General features: G+C 59.7%; 20 protein-coding genes. 3 read left to right on the plus strand and 17 right to left on the minus strand.

Annotated elements, in window-relative coordinates; all coding sequences use genetic code 11:
• The first annotated feature begins 12 nt into the window (after nucleotides 1–12).
• Nucleotides 13–1,293 (plus strand): hypothetical protein, encoded by a 1,281-nt coding sequence (locus tag B5F19_RS06695; RefSeq protein WP_087289210.1) that lies wholly within the window; start codon nucleotides 13–15, stop codon nucleotides 1,291–1,293.
• Between the two features lie 287 nt (nucleotides 1,294–1,580).
• Here B5F19_RS06695 and B5F19_RS06700 read toward each other — a convergent pair whose 3' ends face one another.
• From B5F19_RS06700 to B5F19_RS06715, 4 genes are all read right to left on the minus strand, one after another.
• Nucleotides 1,581–2,987, minus strand: coding sequence for an MATE family efflux transporter (locus tag B5F19_RS06700; RefSeq protein WP_087289212.1), 1,407 nt, complete (start codon nucleotides 2,985–2,987; stop codon nucleotides 1,581–1,583).
• 278 nt (nucleotides 2,988–3,265) lie between these two features.
• Nucleotides 3,266–4,882 (minus strand): potassium/proton antiporter, encoded by a 1,617-nt coding sequence (locus B5F19_RS06705; protein WP_087289214.1) that lies wholly within the window; start codon nucleotides 4,880–4,882, stop codon nucleotides 3,266–3,268.
• 226 nt (nucleotides 4,883–5,108) lie between these two features.
• A complete protein-coding gene (locus B5F19_RS06710) occupies nucleotides 5,109–5,468 on the minus strand; it encodes a cyclic-di-AMP receptor (RefSeq protein ID WP_087289216.1) in 360 nt (119 codons plus the stop codon).
• A 161-nt stretch (nucleotides 5,469–5,629) separates the two neighbouring features.
• Nucleotides 5,630–5,842: a hypothetical protein gene (locus tag B5F19_RS06715; protein WP_087289281.1), complete on the minus strand. Its 213-nt coding sequence runs from the start codon at nucleotides 5,840–5,842 to the stop codon at nucleotides 5,630–5,632.
• Nucleotides 5,843–5,990: 148 nt separating this feature from the next.
• Between B5F19_RS06715 and B5F19_RS06720 the strand changes: the two genes are divergently transcribed.
• A complete protein-coding gene (locus tag B5F19_RS06720; protein WP_087289218.1) occupies nucleotides 5,991–6,377 on the plus strand; it encodes a MerR family transcriptional regulator in 387 nt (128 codons plus the stop codon).
• Nucleotides 6,378–6,421: 44 nt separating this feature from the next.
• Here the strand turns inward: B5F19_RS06720 and B5F19_RS06725 are convergent, their stop codons facing one another.
• From B5F19_RS06725 to B5F19_RS06740, 4 genes are all read right to left on the minus strand, one after another.
• Nucleotides 6,422–6,787 (minus strand): sulfite exporter TauE/SafE family protein, encoded by a 366-nt coding sequence (locus B5F19_RS06725; protein WP_087289220.1) that lies wholly within the window; start codon nucleotides 6,785–6,787, stop codon nucleotides 6,422–6,424.
• Nucleotides 6,784–7,146 carry a TSUP family transporter gene (locus B5F19_RS06730; protein WP_087289221.1) on the minus strand — a complete coding sequence of 121 codons (363 nt, stop codon included), beginning with the start codon at nucleotides 7,144–7,146 and terminating at the stop codon, nucleotides 6,784–6,786. The genes B5F19_RS06725 and B5F19_RS06730 overlap by 4 nt, the downstream gene beginning before the upstream one ends.
• 78 nt (nucleotides 7,147–7,224) lie before the next feature.
• Nucleotides 7,225–7,854 carry a CatB-related O-acetyltransferase gene (locus tag B5F19_RS06735; protein WP_087289223.1) on the minus strand — a complete coding sequence of 210 codons (630 nt, stop codon included), beginning with the start codon at nucleotides 7,852–7,854 and terminating at the stop codon, nucleotides 7,225–7,227.
• A 94-nt stretch (nucleotides 7,855–7,948) separates the two neighbouring features.
• Nucleotides 7,949–8,527, minus strand: a complete 579-nt coding sequence (locus tag B5F19_RS06740) for a transcriptional regulator (RefSeq protein ID WP_087289224.1) — start codon at nucleotides 8,525–8,527, stop codon at nucleotides 7,949–7,951.
• A 139-nt stretch (nucleotides 8,528–8,666) separates the two neighbouring features.
• Here B5F19_RS06740 and glgB point away from each other — a divergent pair, with 139 nt between their 5' ends.
• A complete protein-coding gene (gene glgB / locus B5F19_RS06745) occupies nucleotides 8,667–10,436 on the plus strand; it encodes a 1,4-alpha-glucan branching protein GlgB (RefSeq protein WP_087289226.1) in 1,770 nt (589 codons plus the stop codon).
• Nucleotides 10,437–10,439: 3 nt separating this feature from the next.
• On the opposite strand, the gene B5F19_RS06750 is transcribed toward glgB, so the two are convergent.
• The 9 genes from B5F19_RS06750 to B5F19_RS06790 all read right to left on the minus strand — a co-directional run bounded on the left by B5F19_RS06750 (nucleotide 10,440) and on the right by B5F19_RS06790 (nucleotide 25,458).
• Complete coding sequence (locus tag B5F19_RS06750; RefSeq protein WP_087289228.1) at nucleotides 10,440–12,866, minus strand: glycoside hydrolase family 3 C-terminal domain-containing protein; 2,427 nt, start codon at nucleotides 12,864–12,866, stop codon at nucleotides 10,440–10,442.
• A 172-nt stretch (nucleotides 12,867–13,038) separates the two neighbouring features.
• Nucleotides 13,039–14,697 (minus strand): recombinase family protein, encoded by a 1,659-nt coding sequence (locus B5F19_RS06755; protein WP_087289230.1) that lies wholly within the window; start codon nucleotides 14,695–14,697, stop codon nucleotides 13,039–13,041.
• 77 nt (nucleotides 14,698–14,774) lie between these two features.
• Nucleotides 14,775–15,071, minus strand: coding sequence for a hypothetical protein (locus tag B5F19_RS06760; RefSeq protein ID WP_087289232.1), 297 nt, complete (start codon nucleotides 15,069–15,071; stop codon nucleotides 14,775–14,777).
• Between the two features lie 26 nt (nucleotides 15,072–15,097).
• Nucleotides 15,098–16,573, minus strand: coding sequence for a MobQ family relaxase (gene mobQ / locus B5F19_RS06765; RefSeq protein WP_087289234.1), 1,476 nt, complete (start codon nucleotides 16,571–16,573; stop codon nucleotides 15,098–15,100).
• A gap of 3 nt (nucleotides 16,574–16,576) precedes the next feature.
• Nucleotides 16,577–16,894: a DUF3847 domain-containing protein gene (locus B5F19_RS06770; RefSeq protein WP_087289236.1), complete on the minus strand. Its 318-nt coding sequence runs from the start codon at nucleotides 16,892–16,894 to the stop codon at nucleotides 16,577–16,579.
• Nucleotides 16,895–17,237: 343 nt separating this feature from the next.
• The gene (locus B5F19_RS06775) at nucleotides 17,238–22,745 is read right to left on the minus strand and encodes an S-layer homology domain-containing protein (RefSeq protein ID WP_087289238.1); all 5,508 of its coding nucleotides are present in this window, start codon (nucleotides 22,743–22,745) and stop codon (nucleotides 17,238–17,240) included.
• Between the two features lie 324 nt (nucleotides 22,746–23,069).
• Nucleotides 23,070–23,651, minus strand: coding sequence for a response regulator transcription factor (locus B5F19_RS06780; RefSeq protein WP_087289240.1), 582 nt, complete (start codon nucleotides 23,649–23,651; stop codon nucleotides 23,070–23,072).
• Entirely contained in the window at nucleotides 23,648–25,087 is a 1,440-nt protein-coding gene (locus B5F19_RS06785; protein WP_162612539.1) for a HAMP domain-containing sensor histidine kinase, read from the minus strand. The genes B5F19_RS06780 and B5F19_RS06785 overlap by 4 nt, the downstream gene beginning before the upstream one ends.
• A 137-nt stretch (nucleotides 25,088–25,224) precedes the next feature.
• Nucleotides 25,225–25,458, minus strand: a complete 234-nt coding sequence (locus B5F19_RS06790; RefSeq protein WP_087289244.1) for a phosphoribosylglycinamide formyltransferase — start codon at nucleotides 25,456–25,458, stop codon at nucleotides 25,225–25,227.
• Nucleotides 25,459–25,492 lie beyond the last annotated feature (34 nt).

A 25,492-nucleotide genomic window follows, 5' to 3' on the forward strand; every position in this document is an offset into this window, starting at 1 on the left:
AGGAGTCAAAGCATGAAATTGGAAATTACGTTTCAGGGAAAGACCCGCAACCGGGACGCGTTTATCCGCAGCGTCCAGCGGCTGGCCAAGGCCCAGGAGTATCAGCTGGGGGCGTGGAAGGACGGAATGCGGGTGGTCCTGTGTCCTCTGGGCTATCTGGACATGGGCTGGACCCGGGAGAGCGGGCTGTTCGGCGGCTGGAAGATCACCGGGGGCTGCATCACCGTCCCCGGCGGCCCCGGCCTGCACAAGGCGGTGGTGGAGCTGATCGACGCCCTGAGCAAAAAGGACCTGAAGGAGGTTCAGGTGGTGGACAGCACCGGCTTCTGGGAGCACCGGGATTTCCAGCGCCTGTCTCAGGAGACCTACGGCCCCTGGCTGGAGCAGGAGCTGCGGGGAGCGCTGGTCAAGCTGGGGCAGTCCCCGGAGAGCGTCCCCCTGTTCTGGGGGGAGGAGGACTATCTGCCCCAGGAGGTGCCGGATACAGTCTACACCCCCATGGGCCGCTTCTCCAAGGGGTGGCTCCAGGAGCAGCTGGACCAGGGCCGGACGGAGGAGCTGGCCCGGCGGATTTTCCTGTGGCCCAACGCATTCAAGGACGCCTTTTACTATCGGAACGGGGCCATGAAGCGCATGTGGCAGGACTGCTGCTTTGCGCCCTCGGACCGGCACTACTCCGATGAACAGATCAACGGCTTTGTGCTGAGCTTCCTGGAGCGGGCTAACCGGCTGGACCCGGCGCTGCCCCTGCCCATGTCCGCCTACCGGGAGCTGTGCATTATGGACGGCCGGGCGTTCAAGATCCCGGAGGACGCCCCGGAGCTGGAAGAGGAGTTCACGCCCGGCTACCACAAGGGGGAGCTGCTCCAGAGCTATGAGAGGCTGTGGCTCCCGCTGCCCGGCGTGTACCGCTATGAGTGGAGCGACGACGGCCTGGGCAATGCCGGCTGCATCTGGATCGACGAGGACGGCGGCGGCCCCATCTGGCGGGTGAGCGGCTATCGGAACAAGGACGGCGCGGCGGACTGGAACGCCGACATGTCTGAGCTGAAGGATGTGGAGACCCTGGAGCCGGAGGGGGGCAAGGCCCGCTGGGGGTGGAAGGACATCCCCAACAAGGCCGAGCCGGACCTGCCCCTGCGGCAGCTGCTGGGCGAGGTGGCGGCAGGGGACACCCTGTACGTGATCACCGTCACCTTCTCCGACGATGAGGAGCAGGAGGAGATTTATGACCGCCTTCACCGTATGAAAATCATGGACAAGCAGGACACCCCCTTCGGGGGCGGGCAGTAAACGACAGAGCGCGGAGAGGCTATCGCCTCTCCGCGCTCAGACTGTCGAAAAAGTGGCAAAGCCACTTTTTCGAATAGGGCTGCACGAAATTTCAACCTCGATTTCTTGCGAAATTGTCGGTCAAAATTTCGTGAGAGGTGTCATTTCCGAGGCACATGTCCTCGAAAATGACGAGATTTGATCTTATTCCGTCGTCTGCGGACGACGGAACTCCTTGCAGGAGGGCTTTTTTGACAAGCAGAGCGCGGAGAGGCTATTGCCTCTCCGCGCTCTGCTGTGTTGAGGAATCAGACCTTGGCGGCGGGATGCCGGCCCTCGGCCGCCACGTGGGAGTCGGTCTTGATCAGGGCGAAGGCCTTCCGGCGCACATACAGGAAGTAGAGGATGTGTACCGCCCCGGTGACGATCCAGGAGATGGGGTAGGAGATGTACAGGTTCTCCGGGGTGCGGTCCATCTGGAAGATGGTGAAGATCCACACGATCCGCAGGCCGCATGCCCCGATCAGGGAGACCACCATGGGCACAATGGAGTAGCCCAGGCCGCGCAGGCTGCCCACCATGGTGTCCATGATGCCGCACAGGGCGTAGGTCCGGGCGATATAGCCCAGGCGGATGATGCCCTGCTGGATGACCGCCTCGTCGGAGTTGTAGATGCTCACCAGGGGGTGGCCGAAGAAGTAGGCCAGGTTGCCCAGGATCAGCCCGGTGAGGATCACAAAGCCCTGGCAGTAGAACAGGCTCTTGTCCACCCGCTTGCAATCCCCGGCGCCGTAGTTCTGCCCGGTGAAGGTCAGATTGGTCTGGTAGAAGGCGTTCATGGCCTGATAGACAAAGTTTTCGATGTTGTTGGCGGCGGCGGACCCGGCCATCACGGTGGAGCCGAAGGAGTTGATGGAGGACTGGATCAGCACGTTGGACAGGGAGAACACGATGCCCTGAAATCCCGCGGGCAGGCCGATCTGAAGAATGTGGCCCAGAATCACCTTGTCCATCTTCAGCTTTTTCAGATTCAGGCGCAGGGGACCCTCCTCCTTGGACAGGCAGCGCAGGATCAGACCGGCGGAGATGTACTGGGAGATGGTGGTGGCCGAGGCTACGCCGGCCACGTCCATGTGGAGCACCAGCACCGTGAACAGGTTCAGGATCACATTGACGATGCCGGCCACAATGAGGTAGTAGAGGGGGCGCTTGGTGTCCCCTTGGGCCCGGAGAATGGCCGCGCCGAAGTTGTAGGCCAGGGTGGCGGGCATGCCCAGGAAGTAGATGCGCAGATAGATGGTGGACAGATCGATGACGTCCGCCGGGGAGGACATCCACACCAGCAGCTGATGGGCCATGATGAAGCCGAAGACGCCCAGGAACACGCCGCTCACCAGGGCCAGGAAGATGGCGGTATGGACGGCCCGGCTGACGATTTTGGGCCGCTGCCCTCCCAGGTTTCGGGCCACCACCACGTTGGCGCCCACGGACAGGCCCACAAACAGGGCGATGAGCAGGTTGATGAGGGAGGTGGTGGAGCCCACGGCGGCCAGAGACGCCTGACCGGCGAACTGCCCCACCACGATGACGTCGGCGGCGTTGAACAGAAGCTGCAGCATGCTGGAGGCCATCAGGGGAAGGGCGAACAGCAGAATCTTATCGGCCAGAGAGCCGTGACACATGTCCAGCTGGTGGTGCGCCTTGGTGCGGAGCATACGTTGACCATCCTTTCCAAAATCGCCCGCGGGGCGGTCCAGAGCGGCGCGGCCGCGCCGGCTGAAAGGGAGCCGTGGGTATTTGTTTAACAAAAAATTTACATTTTTAAGAGCACTAATTAAGATACATCAAGCCATCCTGTTTCGCAACCCTTTTGAAGCCCTAAAAAACATAGAAAAATGGGCGGTGAAAGGGCGCACTTTGCACAAAAAGCACCCGGGAGCTTCCGTTTTGCGGACAGAAGTTTCCCGGGTGCGGAAAAGCGGGGACGGTCCGGTCAGGCGGAGACCGGAGCGGGGGCGGCGGAGGACTGGGCGATGACCAGGGTGTCCCCCGCCTGGAGGATGGTGGAGCCGCCGGGGATGATGGTCTCGTTTCCGCGCTTGATCATGACGATGAGGGTGTCGCTCCGGGTGGGGATCTGCCGCAGGGAACGGCCCACCCACTTGTGGCCCTTTTCCACCACGATCTCCTGGAGGAACAGGTTTTCCCGGTCCTCAAAGGCCCGGGCGGCCAGCACCAGCAGGTCGCCGGGCAGCAGCACCGTGCTGCCGTTGGGGACGATGGTCTCCTCCCTCCGGGCGATCATAACCACCAGCAGGTCGGAGGGGAGGGGGAGCTCCTTCAGGGTCTTGCCGTTCCAGGGATGATTTTTGTCCAGGTGGATTTTGATGAAGTCGATGTCGCTCTCCTCCTGGTAGTCGTTGAAGGTCTTGCTTACGTCGGCGGTGTGGTCGATCATGTGCAGCTTGGCGGAGACGCGGGGGAGCAGGCTGCCCTGGAGGGAGATGGACAGCAGGACAATGCAGAACACCAGGTTGAACAGGTTGTAGCGGGTCTCCGCCCCCTGGAGGACCGCCATAATGGCGAACACGATGGAGGCCACGCCCCGGAGCCCGGCCCAGGACACCACCCCCACCTGAGCCAGGGAGGGGCGGAAGGGCAGCATCAGGACCGAGACCACCGCGGGCCGGGCCAGGAAGGTGAGAAACACCATGATGGCCAGGGCGGGCAGCAGCACCGAGGGCAGCTCCACCGGGGTCACCAGCAGGCCCAGCAGGAAGAAGATGAGCACCTGGGCCACGTCGGTGACCACGTCGAAGAAGTGGACCAGGTTGCGCTTCTGGGGCAGCTTGGTGCTGCCCATGTAAATGCCGCACAGGTAGGAGCTCAGATAGCCGTTGCCCCCCAGCACGGTGGGCAGGGCGTAGGAGAGGATGACCACCGCAAAGACAAAGATGGTCTGGCTCTGCTCCGAGGGGAACATCCCCCGGCGCAGGCTCCAGATGGCCAGCTTGCCCAGGAGCAGGCCGCCCAGTGCGCCGATGGCGATCTGCTGCACCAGGAGCAGGGGGATAAACACGTCCTGTCCTCCCATGATGCCAACCGCCACGGTGGTAAGCATGTAGGAGATTGGGTCGTTGGAGCCAGACTCGATCTCCAGCAGGGAGTCGGTGTGGTACTTCAAGGCCAGCTTCTTGGAGCGCAGGATGTTGAACACTGAGGCCGCGTCGGTGGAGGAGATCACCGAGCCGATGAGAAAGCTCTCCACCCAGGGCAGCCCCAGGACCAGGTGGGCAAAGGCGGCCACCGCTCCGGCGGTCCCGGCCACTCCCAGGGTGGACAGCACCACCGACTGGACCACCACCGGCCGGGCGGCGTTCAGGTTGGTGCCGAAGCCGCCGTAGAACATAATGAAAATCAGGCTGGCCGAGCAGATCACGTTGGCGGCGTCATAGTCGTCAAAGGGAATTCGGAGCAGGCCGTTTTCTCCAAAGCACATCCCAAGGGCGATAAAGATCAGCAGGGACGGGACGGCCAGACGGTCCAGATACCGCCCCATCAGCGTACACAGCAAGATCACACAGCCCATCAACAGCAGAGCTTCATTCATAGATCAGTCCTCCTTTGCACCGGTCAGCCGCAGCTATTTTATAGCTTAGAGCTTATTATAAATATAACTATATGCTTATTATAGCACAAAAGATGCTGATTTCCTACTGATTTTTCAAAATTACCCTGTAAAATTTTGCGGAGCCTTCGAAAAAATGAAAAAGCCCGCGGGAACAAAAAATTCCGGAGGCGCGCAGCGCCTCCGGAAGGGGAGAGAATCTATGGAATCAGAACTTCTCCAGCCGCTCCAGATCCAGGACGAACACGGTCACGCCGCCGAACTCCATATTCATGGGGATGGAGGGCATGGCCGCGGCGTACTGGCCGGCGGCGGGCATGGACACGCTGGAGTAGACGGTCTGCTTCCGCTTGCCCGCGCACCGCTTCAAAATGTCCATGGCCTGGGGAAGGCGGGACTCCTCCACGCCCAGCATGATGGTGATGTTCTTCTTCTTCCAAAAGCCGCCGGTGGAGCTGAGCATGGTGACGAAAAATCCGTTCTGGTTCAGTTCGCTCACCGTGGCGTCATAGTCATCCTCCTGGACCACGGCCAGGATCAATTTGTTGTGTACATTGGCAGCATCCATATGCGCCGGCCTCCTTTGAACAGAACATCCGATGGGAGCCGCTCCGAAGGAGGGGCGCGGCTCTCTCGGTCTGTCTCTATCATACACGATTTTCCGTCAAAAAGAAAGATGAAAACGCAGAGAAATGCTCCCGCCCCGGGAAAAACGGGGCGGGAGGCGGATCATGTCTTCCCGGCGGGCGGCACGTCGTCTCCGGGATTTTGGCTCTGGGTGCCGAAATAGAAGGCGATGACGATGGAGAAAATGGTGATAAAATCCCGGGCGCTCACCTGGCCGGTGACCGCCAGAAAGACAAACAGGCCGGTGAGGGCCAGAGTGACGATGCTCTTGATGCACAGGAGGTTATAGATCCTCCGCCGGATCAGCGGGTCCATATTCATCCGCTCCTTTCCCTCCATTCTATGCGGGCGGGGGCCGGAGGGGGAAAAATTGATCTTGACTTGGAGCGGGGTCCAGGGTTTAGGATAGAGCCAGAAGCGGCGCGGAGGGACGCGCGGCAGAATGGATGGAGGAGATGTGGTTATGACCATCGCGGAAGTCAGCCAGAAATTTGATATTTCCGCCGACACCCTGCGCTACTACGAGCGCATCGGCCTGATCCCGCCCGTGCCCCGGAGCAAGAGCGGTATCCGGGACTACGACGAGGAGTCCTGCGGCTGGATTGAGATGATGAAGTGCATGCGCAAGGCGGGGGTCCAGATCGAGGCCCTCATCGAGTACGTGACCCTGTTCCGCCAGGGGGACGACACGGCGGACGCCCGGAAGGCCATTTTGGTGGAGCAGCGGGACCAGCTGGTGGACCGCATGGCGGATATGCAGGCGTCCCTGGACCGGCTGAATCAGAAGATCGAGAACTATGAGCACATCCTGGAGGCCGAGCGGCGCCTGCGCAAGCCGGAGGCAGTCTGAGCGGGAAAAGGGCCTGTGTTCCCAAGGGCCGGGAACACAGGCCCTTATGCTCTGGCTTTTCCAAAGAGCTCCATGGCGCCTGCAATAATCAGGAACGCCCCAAAGCACTTGCGCAGGACCTCCACATCCAGGGCGGTGGCCGCCCAGGCGGCCAGAGCGGCCAGCGCCAGCCCCGCCCCGATGGCGGGCAGGAGCACCGGCTTGACCACGTAGCCGTTTTTTAAATGGGCGGGCAGGGCCATCAGGCCGGCGGGGAGGAAGTAGAGCAGGTTGATGCCCTGGGCCAGGTGCTGGTCCAGCCCGGCAAAGACGGTCATATACACCAGCAGCAGGGTGCCGCCCCCCACGCCGAAGCCGGACAGCACCCCGGTGACCGCCCCCGCCAGCAGGGGGAACAGCCACTCGCTCATGGGAGGAAACACCGTACGCCCCCGTAGAGGAGCAGCAGGCCGAACAGCCGCCTCAGCCAGGGCATGTTCATCCCCCGGAACCACTTTCCCCCCAGCCAGCCCCCTGCGGCGCCCCCGATGAGGTAGGGGAGGGCGGCCATGATGTCCAGGCCGCCCCGGAACAGGTAGATGGCCGCCGACAGCACACACAGGGGGAGGATCACCGCCACCGAGGTGGCGAAGGCCTGCCGCTGGCTCAGGCCGCACACCCGGGTGAGCAGGGGCACCAGCACCGAGCCGCCCCCGCCCCCGAAAAATCCGTTGGTCAGCCCCGCCGCCGCCCCGGACAGGGCATAGCGCAGCTTTCCGCCTTGTTCCATACAAAACACCCCTTCCGGCCTAGTTTGCCGGAAGGGGCGCATTTTTATGTATCCAAAGTGCCGGGAAACCCGGGGGCCCTATTGGAGCCGGTCCAGCCGCCCGGCCTGGATGGCGGGCAGATTGCGCCGGATGCGCTCCCGGGGCCAGTCCCACCAGCGCAGCTCCAGCAGAGCGGCGGTGGTCTCCGGATCGAACCGGGGGCGGATGGGTTTGGCGGGCACGCCGCCCACGATGGTGTAGGGGGGCACGTCCCGGGTGACCACCGCCCGGGCGCCGATGACAGCCCCGTCCCCGATGGTGACGCCGGACAGGATCACCGCCTCATAGCCGATCCATACGTCGTTTCCCACCGTGATGTCCCCCCGGTTGTCCCAGGCGTCGGTGACGCGGGACTTCTCCAGCCCCCACTCCTCAAAAAACAGGGGAAAGGGGTAGGTGGACAGGGAGCGCAGGGTGTGGTTGGCGCTGGTAAAGAGAAACTTTGCCCCGCAGGCGATGGAGCAGAACTTCCCGATGGTCAGCCTGTCCCCGTTGACGGGGTAGTGGTAGAGTACGTTGTTGGTCTGAAATTCCGTGGGGTCGTGGACAAAATCGTTGTACATGGTGTAATCTCCCACGGAAATATTGGGATCTGTAATCACCGGCCTCAGGTAAATGGTCTGCCGGTCCCCGGTGCGGGGATAAATTTCCTTCTCTGGAATCGCCATCAAAAAACCTCCTGACTGTTATTTGATCTCCGCCGCGATTCCAGTCAGGGCAATACAGCGCTTCACGCATACCACCTCTTTGGGTTTTATTGTATCACCCGCGCTCCTCCGGCGCAAGGGGGGCGGAGCGGCCCGCCTGCTGGTCCAGCAGCTCCTTCCCACGCTCTGAAAGCTGGCTGATGAGCTCCACCACCTGCTCCCGGGGGAGGTCCCGGCTGCGGATGTAGGCGTGGTAGCCCCCGTAGACCGTGTAGCTGAGAAAGATGTGCATGTCCGGATTCCGGGCATACTCCGGGTGCTGACGGAATACCAGCTGCTTGACGCTCTCCTCCACCTTCTCCACCATCCGCCCCGACCGGCTGCCGGAGAACAGGATCTGAATCCGCTCGTCCTGGGTCCAATAGCCCTGAAACAGCTCCCGGGTGAACTGGGCGGGCCGCTCAAAGACGTACTCCGGGTGGCGCAGGCCGAAGATCACCTGCTCCACCACCTGGGTCTCCAGGGCGTCGGACAGGGCGTACAGGTCCTCGTAGTGGCTGTAAAAGGTGGACTTGTGGATCTCCGCCCTCTGGCACAGCTCCTTCACCGTGATCTTCTCCAGGGGCTTCTGCCGCCGCAGGTCCAGAAAGGCCTGCCGGATGCTTCCTTCCGTTTTTTTCACACGCAGGTCCAAAATTCTGCCTCCTTCTGCCGACTCTTCTGCAAAAGAGTCGGATAACCGACGTTTGTAGGAAATCGCCGCTGGCCAATCCGGCGGCGGGTCTGGTATGGTGAAAGCGATCCATCTCACCCTTTGACATGGGAGGTACGCCATGGAGTTCCATGCCTTTTATACCGGCGCGTCCTTTGACGCATATGAATACCTGGGGGGACACCTGACAAGAGAGGGGGCGGTGTTCCGCACCTTTGCCCCGTCGGCGGAGAAGATCTCCCTCATCGGGGCGTTCAGCGGCTGGGAGGAGCTCCCCATGGAGCGGGTCCACGACGGGAACTTCTGGGAGTGCTCCGTCCCCGGGGCCCGGGCGGGCATGCTGTACAAGTACCGCATCTACACCCGGGGCGGCCGGCGCCTGGACCACTGCGACCCCTACGGCTTCTATATGGAGCTGCGCCCCAACAGCGCCTCCATTCTGTGGGACCAGTCCGCCTACTCCTTCCGGGACCAGGGCTGGCGGAGCCGCCCCAAAAACTGGCGGGAGGGCCCCCTGAACATCTACGAGCTCCACCTGGGCTCCTGGCGGCGGAAGCCGGACGGCGGCTGGTACACCTACCGGGAGCTGGCCGAGCCGCTGATTTCTTATGTCAAGGCACTGGGGTACAACGCCCTGGAGTTCCTCCCCCTGGCCGAGCACCCCAGCGACTCCTCCTGGGGGTATCAGATCACCGGCTTTTTCAGCCCCACCTCCCGGTACGGCACCCCGGACGGCCTGAAATACCTGGTGGACCAGTGTCACCAGGCGGGGCTGGCCGTCCTGCTGGACTTTGTCCCCGCCCACTTCGCCGTGGACGACTACGGCCTGTGGAACTACGACGGCACCGCCCTGTACCAGTACCCCAGCCCCGACGTGGGGAACAGCGCCTGGGGCAGCTGCAGCTTCATGCACTCCCGGGGGGAGGTGCGCAGCTTCCTCAACTCCGCCGCCCGCTTCTGGCTGGAGGAGTACCACTTCGACGGCCTGCGGGTGGACGCGGTGCGCAACCTCATCTACTGGAACGGGGAGCCCGCCCGGGGGGAGAATCAGGGGGGTCTCCAGTTCCTCCGGGCGATGAACCGGGGGCTGAAGGAGTGCTGCCCCCGCGCCCTGCTGGTGGCCGAGGACTCCTCCGCCTACCCCGGGGTCACCCGCCCGGCGGAGGAGGGCGGCCTGGGCTTTGACCTGAAGTGGGATCTGGGGTGGATGCACGACACCCTCTCCTACTTCCAGGCCCCGCCGGAGGAGCGGGCCTCTCAAGGGGGGAAGCTCACCTTCTCCATGGACTACTTTGCCAACGAGCGCTATCTGCTCCCCCTGTCCCACGACGAGGTGGTCCACGGCAAGGCCACCATTTTGCAGAAGATGTACGGGGACTACGAGGGGAAATTTCCCCAGGCCCGGGCCCTATACCTCTATATGTTCGCCCACCCGGGGAAGAAGCTGAACTTCATGGGCAACGAGCTGGGCCACTTCCGGGAGTGGGACGAGGGCCGGGAGCAGGACTGGAATTTGTTGGACTACCCCCTCCATGGAGGGTTCCTGGCCTTCCACAGGGCGCTGAATCACCTGTACCTCAACGCCCCCGCCCTGTGGCGGGACGAGGGGGAGGGATTCTTCACCTGGCTCCGGCGGGGGGAGGACGGCCTGTTCGCCTTCCTGCGGGAGGGGGGCGGCCAGCGGCTGCTGGCGGCGTTCAACTTCCTGGACCGGGAGCAGGACCTCGCCCTTGCCATGAACGAAGCCGCCCGGCTCCGGCCGCTGATGGACAGCGACAGCGCCGCCTTCGGGGGCGGCGCCCAGGGGGAGCCGGAGGCCCTCAGGGCGGAGCGTGGCGGCCTCCGCATCACCCTCCCGCCCTATTCCGGGCGGCTGTACCAGGTGGAGTGAGACTCACAGCCCCAGGCGCTTCCTTCTCCGCCGGTGCTCCAGCCGGGCGGAGACAAAGGCGGACAGGGCCCGGAAAAATCCCCGGAACCCGTGGCCGTTGGCCATGTCCAGCGCCGCCAGGGCAAATTTCGTGTCCGCCAGCCCGTTGGACAGCTTCACCAGCCCCCGGAAGGGCATGTTGCGGATAAACAGGGACACCGGGTCGGGCTCCCCCAGTCTGGCCTTCCGCCGGGCCATGCGGCCCAGCACCCAGTTGGCAAGCCGGGCCGCCCGCCCCCTGGCGTAGGACAGCTGGTAAAAGCTGTCCTCCAGGGTGAGGGGGGCGCTCCGGTCCCATTTGGCCTCCGGGATGGGGCGGTCCAGCAGGGCCTGGAAGGCCCCGTCCGGCACGTCCTCCACCTGGCCGGAGAAGTAGCAGGCCAGGGTTTTCTTGTCGTACACCGCACCCGGGTCGGTCCCCTCCACCTCCAGTGCGGCGGACAGGGGCAGGTCCCCGGCGTTGGGCCCCACGGAGATGCGGTAGGCACCCCCCTCCACCTCCCACTGATTGGTCTTGGGGTTGAACCACCGGAAGGCGTACTCGTCCAGGGGGATGGCCACCCGCCGGCTCTCCCCCGGCTGAAGGGTTACCTTTTGAAATCCTTTCAGCTCCAAAGCGGGGCGGAACACCCCGTCCCTGGGGCCGGTAAGGTACACCTGGGCCACCTCCGCCCCCGGCCGTGCCCCGGTGTTGGTGAGGGTGAAGGAGACCCCGTCCCGGCGGACGCTCAGATCCGAATAGGCGAAGGTGGTGTAGCTCAGGCCGAAGCCGAAGGGGAAGGCCACCGGCTTCCCAACAGTCTGGTAATACCGATAGCCCACAAACAGCCCCTCCCGGTACTCCGCCGTCCGCTCCCGCCCGGGGAAGTACCGGGCGTTGGGGGCGTCGGCCAGGACCAGGGGGAAGGTCTCCGCCAGACGGCCGGAGGGGTCCACCTTCCCGGTGAGCAGGTCGGCGGCGGCCCCCGCCCCCGCCTGGCCCCCCAGATAGCCGTGGAGCAGGGCCTTGCACCGGCCCAGCCAGGGGAGCTCCAGCGCGCCGCCTCCCGCCAGCACCACGGCCACGTTGGGGTTGGCCTGGGCCACCGCCTCCAGGGCGCGGACCTGGTTGTCCGGCAGGGCCAGGTGGTCCCGGTCCAGCCCCTCGCTCTCAAAGCACTCGGGGATGCCCAGGAAGAGGAGGACCGCCTCCGCCCGGCGGGCCAGCTCCGCCGCCTCCCGCTCCAGGCGCTCCGAGGGCTGGCCGTTCCGGCGGTAGGCCTTGGCGTGGCCGATGACGTCGAGGCCGCTCTCCTTCAGGCAGTCCAGGGGCCGGTCCAGCCGGGTGGGGCGGACCAGGGAGGAACCGGCCCCCTGATACCGGGGCTCCAGGGCCAGGTCCCCCAGCACCGCCACCCGGGTCCCGGGGGCCAGGGGGAGAAACCCGCCTTCATTTTTCAGCAGCACCGCGCTCTCCGCCGCCGCCCGGCGGGCCAGGGCGTGGTGGGCCCCCTCGTCAAAGTGCTTGGGGGCGGTTCGGGCGGCCTTGTTGGTGGCCAGCGCCACGTCCAGCAGCTCGTCCACCCGCCGGTCGATCACGTCCAGGGAAATCTCCCCCCGGTCCAGGGCCGTCAGCACCTCCCGGTCGCTGTCCCCCTGGGTGCCGGGCATCTCCAGGTTGCTCCCCGCTTTCAGGCCGTCCACCTGGCGGTTGCAGGCACCCCAGTCGGTGACCACCATGCCTGTGAACCCCCACTCCTCCCGGAGAATTTCGGTGAGCAGGTGGGGATTTTCGTTGGCGTAAGCGCCGTTCACCCGGTTGTAGGAGGACATGACCCCCAGGGGGCGGCCCTCCTTCACGGCGATCTCAAACCCGGTGAGGTACAGCTCCCTGAATGTGCGCTCGTCCACCACGCTGTCGCTGGTCATGCGCAGCAGCTCCTGGCTGTTGGCGGCGAAGTGCTTGACGCAGGCGGCCGCCCCCTGGGACTGGACGCCCCGCACCAGGGCGGCGGAGAGCTTGCCGGACAGATAGGGGTCCTCAGAGAAGTACTCAAAGTTCCGGCCCCCCAGGGGGCTGCGCTTCAGATTCATCCCCGGCCCCAGGAGCATGTGCACCCCCTGGGCGGCGGCCTCCCGGCCCAGGGCGCGGCCCACCTCCTCCAGCAGCGCCGGGTCCCAGCTCCCCGCCAGGCAGGCGGCGGTGGGGAAGCAGGTGGCGGGCTGGCTGGGCCGCTGGCCCAGATGGTCCCCCCGGCCCAGCTGCCGCCGCAGGCCGTGGGGGCCGTCGGACATCACCATGGAGGGCACCCCCGCCTGGGGAAAGGCGTAGGTGCTCCACACGTCCTTCCCCGAGAGGAGGGCGACTTTTTGCTCCAGTGTGAGTTGTTTGAGAATGTCCGGGTGTTTCATAGGGCGCTCCTTCTGTCTTGGGTCAAAAACCATACCGCCGGTTTCGGCGGTTGTAAGAGAAACTGTACGGCTGATTCAACAGACATTATCATAGCAAAAAAACTCCGCCCGGTACACGGTCGGGGGTCATAAGAAAGCAATATCGGTTTTCGCAGGAACGGCATGGCTTCGGTCATGCCGTTTCCTGTTTCATCAGCTCGTCCACGGGGATAAATCCCACAAGGTCATAGGAAATGCGGATATTCTGCCGCCGTTTGCCGCTGCTCTTGTCCGGCGCTTCAATGTAAATTGCCTTCACAAGCTCCCGCAGCGCGTAAGGGGTCAGCTCCTGCAAATCCGCGTACTTGTGTACCCGCTGGATGAACTGCTCCAAGTTTTCAATCTGTCGTTCCTGTACTTCAATATCCTGCTGTAAAGTCTGGATTTCCGCCTTGAGCTGCGTCTGCTCGTCCTCGTAAGACTGGCTCATCATAGAAAAACGCTCGTCCGTGATCTTCCCGGCCACATTGTCCTCATAGATGCGGATGAACAGCCGGTCAAGCTCGCCCATGCGCCGCTGCGCTTGTTCCAGACGCTTGATGCTGGCGCAGATTTTTTCCTCGCTGGCCAGCCGGAGCCGGTGTTCCATCGCGTCCCGGAAATGCTTCTCATACCGGGTCACATAGAAGATGACCGCTTTCATGTGCATCCAGACCAGCTCTTCCAGCACAACCGCCCGGATGAAGTGCGCTGAACAGCTTCCCGTATTGCTGCGGTAGTTGGCGCAGACAAAGTGATCTTGCCGTTTCTCAAAGTAATTGGTGGTGCAGTACCGCATCTTTGCGCCGCAGTCGGCACAGTAGACCATGCCGGAAAACAAGCTGCTTTTGCCGGTTTTCGTCCTGCGGTGCCGCTGCTGGCGGATTTCCTGAACCTTGTCAAAGACTTCCTGCTCGATGATCGCCGGGTGGGTGCCATAGAAAACTGCCTGCTTTTCCAGAGGCGTGTCCCGCTGCTTCTTGTCCCAAATGGAATTGGTGTAGGTCTTGAAGTTGACCGTACAGCCGGTATATTCCCGCCGTTCCAGAATGTGGACAACGGTGTTGGTGTTCCAGTGATAGGGATCAGAAGTCTCCGGGCTGGGGGTCTTGATGCCCGCCCTGCGCTTGTAGGCGGTGGGGTTGAGCACCTTTTCCTCCTGCAAGAGCTTTGCGATCTGCATCGGCCCGCGCCCTTCCATGCAAAGTCGGAAAATACGCTTGACCACCTGTGCTGCCGCTTCGTCCACAATCCACTTTGTCCTGTCATTCGGGTCTTTGAGATATCCAAACGGGACATTGGTGGTCAGCGGTACGCCGCGCTCGCCCTTTGCCTTCTGCACCGCACGGATTTTGCGGCTGGTATCTTTTGCAAAAAACTCGTTGAACCAGTTCTTGATACCTGCCACATCGTTGTCGGTGCTGTTGGGGTCGATGGTGTCAAAGTGGTCGTTGATGGCGATATACCGCACTCCATACTTCGGGAAAGTGAAGTTGATATACAGCCCGGTCAGCGATGAATTTCTACCCAGCCTGGATAGGTCTTTGGTGCAGCAGACGGCCACTTTTCCTGCCTCAATTTCGGCCAGCATGGCCTGAAAGCCGGGGCGGTCGTAGTTGGTGCCGCTGTACCCATCGTCCACAAAGAAAGTCGGGTTGGGGAAGCGATGCTCTTTTGCGTACTGGAGCAGGATCATTTTTTGATTCTGGATGGAGTTCGATACATCCCCCTTGCCGCCGTTCTTGTCATCCTTCATGTCTTCCACGGATAGACGGCAATAGAGAGCCGTGATTTTTTCAGTTGCCCGCTGCATTTCTGCGTCCTCCTTCAAAGGGGCAACTGCCAGTACAGGATTGGCTGCTTCTATTGTACCAAGATTCCGGATATTTGTCATTCGCTATCCTCCATCTTTTCTGTAAACTTTTCGGCCATGATGCGCTCCATCTTCCGGTTCAGCGGCTCGGTGCCGTCATAGCTGCCTGTGACGGTGTAAACCGTGCCGCCGATCTCCTTCTGCAAGGTGAACTCCGGCAACCAGAACGCCGAGAGATTTTTCACATGAATGTGACCATCCTCTCCGATCCAGAAATTGCGCTTCGTCAGGTCACTGGGGTTGGAAAAATGGTATTCTTCCGGGGTGTCCTGGTTGTTTATGATTTCGGGTGGGATTTTCAATTTGCTGTCCATAACTGCCTCCTGAAAATGTGTACGATTTAGTGTTCGATTTCCTGTTTTTTCTGCCGTGTAACGGCGTTTTGGCGCTCCTGCTCATGCTGCACCTGATAGATGCTGTAATGGACGGCCCAGAGCTTTTTTGTGTCGGCGTACAGGGGAGCTATCTTTTGTTGTAACGCCTGATACTCGGTTTCCAGCTTGGATTTCTCCTTCCGCCACGCATGGACGGGGAGTTTCCCGTCCACCCACTGATTTTTCAGCTTGCGCTCGGCCATGTAAAATGTCCGCAGCACATTTTCATGCTCTGCCTTGTACTTCTGCCGGAAAGTATCAAAACGGATGTTTTTCAGCTTGTCGGCAACGGGCTTGCCCTGCTGGTAGTAGTCCGCCATGCGGAGCAGCTCGTCCAATTCTTTGATGCGGGCCTGCTTCCCGGAGGCGGATTTTTTCAGCGCGTCAATCTGTTCCTGCATGGAGTTCAGCAGTGCTTCCAAATCCTCGGTGGTGCGGAGCTGCTTGGATTCCAGATAGCTGACGGTTTCCGAAAACTTTTTCAAATTCCCGATTTTGGCCTTGCCGCTGTATGCGCCCTGATTGCGGGTGTCATAGTAGGCGGATAGCAGTTCCACCAATGTAGGCGGCTGGGGCGCGGAAATCTCGGTTTTGACATCTTTCAGCCAGCCGAGCAGGGACGCGATTTTCTGCTTTGCCTCCCGCAGCATGGCGTTGGTTTTCCTGATCCAGCGGTTGAGGTCACACTTGTCGGTACGGATGCCCTTTTGCTCCATTGCCTTGACGGTGGGCCCCTCATGGACGGTGGGTAACTGCTCCACGCCCTGCCGCTCATAGCTGCGGTAGTCGATGCGGCAATCCAAACCTTTCTCCGCAAATTTGGCGTTGCACAACTCCGCCCATGCCTGCCGCCAATGCTCCAAGGTGTCGGGGCTGCCCCAGTCGGTGGTGGGCACAGCGTTGAACACATAGTTTCCAGCCTCGTCCCGGATACGCTCGCCGTGCTCGTCCAGCACATATTCCCGGCGCTGCTTGCCGCCCCAGCTTCCATCCGGCAAGATGGGCCGGATGGGGCACAGCACATGGAAATGCGGGTTCTGGATGCCGCTGTCCTCCCTGTCCGGCTGGTGTACGGCAAAATCCACCACCATGCCCCGGTTCACAAACTGCTCCAACAAAAACTGCCTTGCAAGGGCGATGTTCTCCTGCATAGAGAATTCGTTCTGCAAGGCAATGTCAAAACTGTATGCAAGCTGGGCTTTCTTCCCACGCTCGGCTTTCTCTACGGCGTTCCAGAGGGTTTCCCGGTCTGCATACTCCGGCGGGGCATGGGGCGGCAGCAGGATTTCGGAACAGACCACGCCGCCCTTGCGGGTGTAGTCGCTGTCCTCACCGTAATACTCGCTGTGCAGCTTTTCGCCGGAACGGTAGGCGGCGGACGCCACAACTGACTGCCCAGCGCTGCGCTTGATCTGCGTCACATGAAAATGATATAGCGCGATAGATTATCCCTTTCCTTTCTGCCCGGCGGCGTTGTGGGCGTTGACGGCGGACATGAGCAGACTTTTGACCTCCGGCAGAGCAAACGCTTTTTCCGCAAAGGCGTAAAATTCGGTTTCACTCAAAACCTTTGCCAGCGGCTCTACGCTTTCGATGGCCGCGCCGCGGGTGATGAGGCGGTGCGCCCGCTTGCGGCGGTCGCCTTTCTCATAGTAGCTGCGGCGGTTTTCCAGCTGCTGCTGTTTGTGCTGGAGCTGGGCAAGTTGACGTTCCTTGGCGGCAATTTCAGCTTCCAGCTCCGGGATGATTTTCTGTTTGGGCATGGTGCACGACCTCCTAAAATATTGGTGTGTAAAAACAAAAAGACCGTCTACCGAAAGACAGTAAACGGTCTGGGATACATATTCAAAACTTTGCGGGCGGTGCTGTTTGCGTCAGCAAATTGCTCTGCCCACAAAGTGCGCAGGGATAGCCGTATAGCGGCGCAAGGGGTGCAGCCCCTTGTTCGGAACGAAGTGACGCAAAACAGCCCGGACATTTGCTGTCCGGGCTGTCTGCCTCGCAGAGCGCACGATACAGGGCTTGTCCCTGTATAGAAGTGCGCCCTTGGAATATTGGAGACTTGATGACAGAGCCGCTAAGCCCGCTAACTCCGTCATCCATTTCTTACCCTACACAATAGCGCCAAAGGAAGGTTACAATCTGGGCGCGAGTACAGTCGGCATCTGGGCTGAAGGTGATGGCACTGGTACCGGAGGTAATGTCTTCGCTGGCCGCCCAAGTCACGGCCTCTGCATAGTAAGCGTCCGCCGTCACATCCATGAAGCTGCTGCCGGAGGCCGTCGGAGGAGACCCGGCGTCGCGCCACAGGAAGGTGACAGTCTGGCTGCGGGTTACCACAGCATCCGGACTGAAGGTAGTAGCGCTGGTGCCGGATGTAATGTTCTGCTCCACGGCCCAGAGCATGGCCTCATAGTAGTAGGCAGTCGCATCCACATCGGCGAAGGGAGTACTGCTCTTTATGGGTTCGGGGGAACCAGCGGCCCGCCAGAGGAAGGTCACCATCTGTGCGCGGGTGCAGGAGGTGTCAGGGCTGAATGTCGTAGCGGAGGTTCCGCCGGTGATTCCATGCTCCACCGCCCACTGCACCGCATCCGCATACCAGGCGTCAGCCGCAACGTCAGTAAACGTGCTGATAACAGGCAATCCTTCTGTATCGGCTTTCTCGAAGGTGATGACAACCCTGTCATTCCTGTTAAGCCCGGTCAGTTTTCCGTCCGATGGGACAGCGATTTCCTTGCCGTTGACCGTGATTGTACTGATCTTATAACCTTCGTCCGGTGTGATGGTCACAGTACCGTTGTTTGCAGCTGCCGCTGTACCGCCTGTACCGGAAACCTCAACGTCAGGCTTGCCGTCTGCCGCACTTCCGCCGCCTCCGCCGCCGGACGGCGTGTCGGGCTCATCCGGAGTATCTGGGTTGTCGGGATCGTCCGGGTCCTCGGGTATATCTGGGATATCCGGATCGTTCGGAGGCTCGACCGTCTGCTCCGTCAGCAGCGAGACCGCGCACTCGTAAGAACCCCCTGTTATTTCCTGAGGCAAGGTTACAGTCAGCTCTTCCGAAAGATCAGAGACAGTCACGGGGAGCGTATATGTTTCGCTTCCGCGCAGTGTTACAGTCCCGGCCAATTCCGCCCCTTCGGCACTCGCTTGGTATCCCTTCAAATAGGCGCTTCCGCTGGACAGGTCGGAGAGGCGCAGCGTCAGTGTACCGCCTGGTGTACAGGTCTGGGTTTTGGCTGCTGCCGTGCCGGTAAACGTGTCACCAATCTGCAGGACGCCATTCTCCGGCACACCGCTGACCACTTCTGCCATACAGCCTGCGCTGGTCAGAGCAAGCCGCACCTGATTCGTCCCTGGCGGCAGAGCAGTGGTGCCGCCGTTTTGTACCGCAACGGGCTGTTCGCCCCAGCCGGAGGATGTCCGGGTATACAGCTCTGCGCCGGTGAAAATTGCAGGCCAATTTACTTCAAGGGCAAAAACAGATTCTGGAGTGGCCCGCCGTGCCAATCCGGCGCTGGAACCGGGCAGCGAAATAACCATCGTTTCGGCGGTGTCGGTTATGTTCAGCTGATCCTGATAGGTATAAAGCGTTCCGTCCGCCTCGGCCTGATAGTCCAGCTCCACATCGTAGACGCCGGGAGCGAGATAGATCGAATCCAGTTCCGATATATTTTCTACCGTCTGCGCCCTGCCGATATCCTGCCGGGTGATCGAAAGCTGGCAGTCCAACGGGGATTCACCGTCTGGCAGCTGGAAAGTCACCTGCTTGCAGGTGTCTCGAGAAAGTTGCTCCTTTGTATTCTTCAGGTCTGCGTACAGATAGACAACCCCTCTACTACCTCTATGGAATATCGCTGCATACGCGTCCGTGTAGGCATCCAGCTGAACCGGCAGATATACGTTTGCGCTGGAGGTAGATGCATGCGCATAGGCGTTTACAATATGTGGCGTTCCGTCTGCATCGATCAGCCGTGCGTATGCATCCCGCATAACGCCTGCACTGCTGAGGGTCGAATAATCGAAGCCCAGTTCCACCTCAGTATAAAAATCAGTCAGGTTCACATCCGGGCTGTCCTTTGAGAGGGTGATCCGGGTATAAAACCAATCATTCCCTCCCGGATCTACCGATGCTTGCATCTGAATGGAATCCGCGCCGGAAAAATAGATCTTGCCGTCGTAAGACTTCACTTCCGGCACACGGCTGGAGGGAACAGAGGACGCAAGCGGCATGCCATTGATGGCGGTCAGCTTCGAAAGGTTGAGCTTATTGACAGCAGCTGTGATAGACGCCGTTACGACTTCTTCACCGCTGGTCGGCAGCGTCCGGCCAGCCAAACCATCCAGCGATGCCACGGCGATCCCGCCCGGCGTACCGCTGGCGCTGTCTTCGTTGTACTGGATGACAACATAGCAGTTTTTCTGCTCATCCGGCGTGCGCAGGCCGTATTCAACAGTGAAGCGGCTGGGATTGGACTGCATCCCCAAACCAATCGTGGCATTGCTTGCAATTTCCAGTTCACCGGCGCTGTTGCGCTGCAAGACGGTAAACCTGTTTGCATCAATACACGCCGAGGGGCAATCCAAATAAAAAATGATTTGCTCATCCTGCTGGAAAATCACCTCAGCGGACTGTGTCAACTTCTTGGTAACGGTCTGCCCGTTTTCTGCGGCGTAGTATTCCACCGTCACTGTGGCTTGATATGTTCCTACGTTTTGTCCGTCCAGAGCGGCAACCGCCCGCAGCATGTTCCCGCCGTAATCGCCGGACAGCTGCTGGAGGCTGGCGGCGTACGTCCGCCCATTGACCTCCACTTTTACCGAAGCGACGTCCAGGGCATCCTCCAGTTCCACCACATATTGCGGGATCTCCTCAAAACGCACGAGTTCGGGCATGCTAACAATTTTGGGCACCATGCGCTCCCGGGCATACAAGACCTCGGACGCCTCATTGTTGGTGAGAAGGGTCTCCTCTGTGCTCAGCTGGAAGCCGTCCTCGCTGGTTTCCGGCCGGTCCAAGGTAACCGTGATGGTATTTTCTTCCTGAGTCGGGGTGCAGGTAAAAAACACCTTTTCAGAGGAGAACGGCGCAACGTATACATTTTCATGCGTGCCGAGCGGCTCCCCGTTGCACGCAGCTGTCACATTGACCCAGCCGCCTGCGCTGCCCAGATTGCTCACACTCACCCCCACTTTGTTCGCCGTATCAAGGATGAAGGCCTTCTCCGGCCCAATATTTTCCGGGAAGACGGCGAAGTCCGGCAGCTGACGCACGTCCTGTAGTTCATCCGGGCTATCCACATAGCCCAGTTCAAAATCAGCCTCCGGCATCACCGTAATGTTCATGTCAGTTTCCACCAAATAGTGTCCCGCATTGGTAGCATAATCGCGCACCAGCGTGTTTTGCGCGCCATCCTTCAGCGCCTCGGCGACGGCTTCCCCTTTCAGTTCCGCAAAAGCCGCCTCTGACAGGCCGTGCTCTACTTGCGTCTTGAGCGTTTGTCCATTGAGCTTGTAATTAGTGACTCCTTCACGATGGTGTTCATATTCGTCGCCGCCGAATTCTTCGTCCGCGTAATAGTCACGATACGGCCTGCCGTCATAAAGACGGCTGGAGACGTATATGCTGGGCACTTCCAGCGCGCCGGAAAGCGCGTCGCTGCCGTCGCTGCTCGTGTACGCCGGCATTTTGAAGGTGCTGCTCAGCAAGCCGCGGTTGGTGCACTGGCTGCCAAAGGACTGGAAACGCATCTGGGCAAACAGCTGCTTGTACAGCTCCAAATCTTCCTCAATCAAATCGCTGATGTACCCGGCGGCCACCGAGCCCAACGCTGCGCCCAGCACCATGCCGACGCCGTCCAGGAACAGACCGCCGACGCCTGCCGAAGTCGTAACAATCGCGGTGTTGAGGACGTTGCCGAACGTGTGCTTCATCGTGATGACCGCTGTGTAACCAACCTTATCTGCGGCGGGGATGTCCGGATCGTTCCACACATCCGCTGTCTCTCCTATATCCACCACCAACTCGCTGACGGATGCTGCCCCCTCCAATACGTTGGCCATGGTGCGGACCGGTGCAGTGGCCTTGCACAGGTTTTTGATCTTATCCAGCGCCTCTTCAGGTACAACACTGGTGAAGTCAACATGCCCGTCATTACTGGCTATGTCGCCAAGAATATCCAGCCCGGCTTTGGAGAATTCCACAGCACAGGTTTCTTTCACGATACCCTCAGCTGCCCGGGCTGTGCGAGCGAGCAGGGCTGTATCTGGCTGGCTGACATACACAGCACTCTTTGCTGCATTGATACCCGCAGCGATTTGATCATTGTAGCCCTGCACATCGGTGCTGTAGGTCACCATTTCGACCCGCAGTGTGTCAGTGCCCTCAAAATAGTAATATGTGAATCCCGGTTCTGTGGACGCAGATGCATTTTCCGAAAAGATAATCTCCGTTTTCGACGACACATTGATGCCCACTTCCTTTTGGGTACCGTCCTCGTCCGTATATTGCAGAACGGTTTGAATCGCAAGATCGTATGTACCGTCTTCGGCGATCAGTTTGTCCAGCACTTCATCGAGTTCATCAGATGTATTGACGCCGCTCGTATCGTCCGAATTGTAATATTTCTGGCTGAGTTCAACAAGATCGGTAGTTGTTTCCCCAACCGTGCTGGTCAGCTTCGTCTTTTCCCATGCGTATTCGCTGTTATAGTAGGGGTTCCCCTCCTGATACAGCGCCAAATCAGAAGCAGAGATGGTTTTGACCTGCTCTAGATCCGCCTTCACGACGAAGGACGATGCGGCACGGGCCACAGTTGGCGCTACGCCGCCCGTGGGCACGATCGTTCCGGTCAACTCCTCTTTGTTGTCCGCTTTCATTTGGGCCAGATCCGGCACAAGCTCAACCGTGATCGACTCGCCCGCCGCCAGCGGATAGTTCTCCACCAGCGGATCCAGACGCAGGTAATTGGCGTCTTCCCCCGCCAGAGTTAAACCCAAGTCTGCGATATCCGAGCCGCCTGTATTGGTAATCTTGTAGGTCTGCACCAGAGTTGAAGGATCCGCCGCGCCCTGCGGCTCAATGGACACTTGGCCGTCACCCGGATCGCAGGTAAAGGGCAGATCGATAGACGCATCCTCAACTTCTTTGCCCGTGGTAACCAGGGTACTCTGCACAGAAACGGTATACACCGTGTCCTCCGCATTCTGGGCAAAAACGCTCAGTTCCACGGTCTGCGTCTCACCTGGCTCAATCACCAGCGGCGATTCTTCCGCCCCGGCCATGACAAAGTTCATGGAGAGATCGGCATGATTGTTATTGCAGCTGAGGTAGTACTTCTGCATGACGGCACTGTGATTGGTCACCTGCACATAGAGCGTCTGGTCATAGTCCCGCGCAATATGCTGCCCTTCCGTCACGCGCAGCGTCAGCTTTGCGCCTTCCGCCGTCTCCGCATCCCCGTCAAGAACGACGATAGGAGACTGGGTCTCCGCTTCCACCTGCAGTTTGGCCTCCACTGTGGCCGCAAAGGCCTGTGCTGGGAACATGCTCAGGCACATCGCCGCCGACAGCAGTGTGCTGATGATTCGTGTACGAATTCGCGTATGCATCACGTCTGTCCAACTCCTTTTGGGGAAAATTCCAGTGTGGGCTGTAAAACTGCCCCTTCTATGATCCTTCTCCCGGATTTCTATGCGGTGGTCCGAATTGCCGTACCATCTGACGCCGGTTCCAGGGCAAAGAATCGTGCGGCTCTACATAGCGCACCCGCGCCGGTCGCGGAGCATCCCACTGCCTCACAGCATGTTACACAAAAAATATAGCATACTGCTGAGCTGTTTTGTTCCCAAAAAATATGGGAATTCGTTAAATCCTGAAAAAGCGTTCGGCACAGGGGAAGATCACACCCCTGTGCCGAACGCAGTGAAATCTTTTCAGGACAAATAGGCGGCAAATATGTGCCGCAGCATATTTCGGTCCGGAAGGCCCAGCTTGTGCAGCACGCTGGTTTGCTGGTTGGCAATTGTCTTGGCCGATGAATACAGCTGCACCTCCTGCCCCAGCATCTGCCGCAACACCGCCCGCTCCGCGACAGTCAGCGCCTGCAGCAGCGCTGCACAGATCAGATGCGACTGCGGCGTCGGTCCAGTCGCGGTCTCGCGGATGGTAGGCAGCAGCATGGAAGCCTGGCTTTTGAGCACATAACCTGAGGCAAAGGCATGGACACTGGCCCGGATGACAGTTTCCGGATTATCATCCGCAGTCAGGATGAGCACCCGCGCGGTCGTCTGCATACGGATACGCCGGGCCGCATCTGCGCCGTCTGTATAACTTCCAATCAATTCCAGATCCATCAGGACAATATCGGGCTGTAGGCGGGCAACCGCAGCGCAGCCCTCCTGCGCGGTGGCACACACCGCAGCAAGTTCCAGATCTGGCTGTCCCAGCAGCATCTGTGTAAGCAGATAGCGGAAATCCAAATCGTCGTCCACTGCTAAAATACGGATGGGATTCATTGCACGCCTCCTTTATGGACGTTCTGGCGGTGCATCGGGAAACAAAGGGATACCGTGCTGCCGCGGCCCGGCGCGCTCTTCACAGAAATGCTGCCGTGATGCGCATTCATTACATTCCAGCAGTAATAGAGCCCCAGTCCCATATTACCGCCGCCTTGCCTGGTGGTAAAATAAGGGTCAAACACTTGCTGAAGCGTCCCGGGCTCCATACCATATCCGGTATCTGTTACTGAAATCACCGCTTTCCACCGTTGACAGCAATAGGATAGTTCGATCCTACCGCCCTCCGGCATCGCGTTCACCGCATTGTCAATCAGGTTTGAAAGCATTTCGCGCAAGTGCGTCTGGTCGCAGAACAGCGGTTGCGCGTCGCACCTTCCAACCGACAGTATGATATCACGGTCCATCGGAAACACGGTTTCCGCCACCGTACTCTGAAAAAGTGGTTTTACTGCACACAGCTCCGGCATCAGCGTGATCTGTTGAGCATAGAGCTTCGTACGGTTGACAAATTGCTTAAGATGAAGCACTGCTCCATTGATGATATCCAATTCATGATCCAGATAGCCGCGGCTCTGCATCAACGCGGTACACCACTCAATCTTCGCCAAGTCATTTTTTAACGCATGCCCCACATAATGCGCATTGCGCTGGATCACTTGGCCACCGCTCGTCCAGTCATATGTCTCGCGCCGGAACCGCAGCCCCCATATCCCGCCGTGAAACGCCCGGCAAAGGAAGAATATCAAAATACACAGCGCGATGATCAGGTTAAACTGCCATAATTTCCTTAGGTTAGGGATACCAAGCGCATGATATGGAAACGCGGAAACAAGCCAAAACCACAGCGGTACGAGCATGGTCATGGCTGCGAGGCGGCGCTGCTGGAAGCGCATGCTCAACCGTTCCTCCCATAGTGCATGCAGCAAAACAACGGTGGAGAGAATGCCCATCCCCCAGTTATAACCCGCAACGCTCAGGCAAAATACCGTGTCCTGCTGGAAGTACAGCGTCTGCGTGAAGGGGAAAATACAGACTAGCGCTGCGGCGGGCAAATAGGCTGCAATACTTAGGAAGAGGAACCACCTGCCCGCCCGCTGCTCTAATCTATGAAAGAAAAAGGCAAACACCAGAACGGACGGCATTGAAAGATAGTAGAATACCGCGCTGAGTACAGAATACAGACCCTCGGAAAAATCATCCGTCCAGATACTGGCCTGGATCAGCTGCGGCCCCAATGTATAGAACAAATATTCCTTGAGTGCCCCAACGCTGAACAGAATACCGCTGATAAAGCACCAGTTGTTAAGTTTATTGTGCAGATCCGCCAGTAGGATCAGGGTAAAGATGCACCAGAGCACCATAGTGAATACCAGCAGCATCTCGCCGGGCAGCCCTTGCTGCGCCGCTTCATGAATTACATTAAACTGATCCACAGCGCCTCCTCCCCTCCCTTTGGATGATTGCATTATAGCAAAAATGTCCGTTAAAAGGAATATGATACATAAAAATATCTCTTTGGCAGCACAGTATGATCATCCAGCGGAAAAAGTTTGGTAAATCCGCTTTTTATTTATCTCTTTTCCTTCCCGCGTTTCTGCCAAACAATGTCGTACCCCAGCACATCGGCCAGCTCCACAGCCTCGCCATAGCGCAGGCTGCCGCGTTTCAGCTTGTCCGACAGGTTGGGGACGCTGCTGCTCCAACCATATTCGTCGGCCAGGATTTCCACGGCCTCACTCATGGTCATGCCAGCCCGGATGATATACGACTTGATCTCGTTTCGGTAAATCTCGTTGTTTCTCATGGTTTATGCCTCCTTTTTCGTTTGCTTGGCGGTG

The organism is Pseudoflavonifractor sp. An184, from assembly GCF_002160305.1.
Classification (GTDB): domain Bacteria; phylum Bacillota; class Clostridia; order Oscillospirales; family Oscillospiraceae; genus Lawsonibacter; species Lawsonibacter pullicola.

Coding starts and splice junctions, on each gene's coding strand:
- B5F19_RS06695 (WP_087289210.1), top strand. CDS start 13: ATGAAATTGGAAATTACGTTTCAGGGAAAGACCCGCAACCGGGACGCG.
- B5F19_RS06700 (WP_087289212.1), bottom strand. CDS start 2,987: ATGCTCCGCACCAAGGCGCACCACCAGCTGGACATGTGTCACGGCTCT.
- B5F19_RS06705 (WP_087289214.1), bottom strand. CDS start 4,882: ATGAATGAAGCTCTGCTGTTGATGGGCTGTGTGATCTTGCTGTGTACG.
- B5F19_RS06710 (WP_087289216.1), bottom strand. CDS start 5,468: ATGGATGCTGCCAATGTACACAACAAATTGATCCTGGCCGTGGTCCAG.
- B5F19_RS06715 (WP_087289281.1), bottom strand. CDS start 5,842: ATGGACCCGCTGATCCGGCGGAGGATCTATAACCTCCTGTGCATCAAG.
- B5F19_RS06720 (WP_087289218.1), top strand. CDS start 5,991: ATGACCATCGCGGAAGTCAGCCAGAAATTTGATATTTCCGCCGACACC.
- B5F19_RS06725 (WP_087289220.1), bottom strand. CDS start 6,787: ATGAGCGAGTGGCTGTTCCCCCTGCTGGCGGGGGCGGTCACCGGGGTG.
- B5F19_RS06730 (WP_087289221.1), bottom strand. CDS start 7,146: ATGGAACAAGGCGGAAAGCTGCGCTATGCCCTGTCCGGGGCGGCGGCG.
- B5F19_RS06735 (WP_087289223.1), bottom strand. CDS start 7,854: ATGGCGATTCCAGAGAAGGAAATTTATCCCCGCACCGGGGACCGGCAG.
- glgB (WP_087289226.1), top strand. CDS start 8,667: ATGGAGTTCCATGCCTTTTATACCGGCGCGTCCTTTGACGCATATGAA.
- B5F19_RS06750 (WP_087289228.1), bottom strand. CDS start 12,866: ATGAAACACCCGGACATTCTCAAACAACTCACACTGGAGCAAAAAGTC.
- B5F19_RS06755 (WP_087289230.1), bottom strand. CDS start 14,697: ATGCAGCGGGCAACTGAAAAAATCACGGCTCTCTATTGCCGTCTATCC.
- B5F19_RS06760 (WP_087289232.1), bottom strand. CDS start 15,071: ATGGACAGCAAATTGAAAATCCCACCCGAAATCATAAACAACCAGGAC.
- B5F19_RS06770 (WP_087289236.1), bottom strand. CDS start 16,894: ATGCCCAAACAGAAAATCATCCCGGAGCTGGAAGCTGAAATTGCCGCC.
- B5F19_RS06775 (WP_087289238.1), bottom strand. CDS start 22,745: ATGCATACGCGAATTCGTACACGAATCATCAGCACACTGCTGTCGGCG.
- B5F19_RS06780 (WP_087289240.1), bottom strand. CDS start 23,651: ATGAATCCCATCCGTATTTTAGCAGTGGACGACGATTTGGATTTCCGC.
- B5F19_RS06790 (WP_087289244.1), bottom strand. CDS start 25,458: ATGAGAAACAACGAGATTTACCGAAACGAGATCAAGTCGTATATCATC.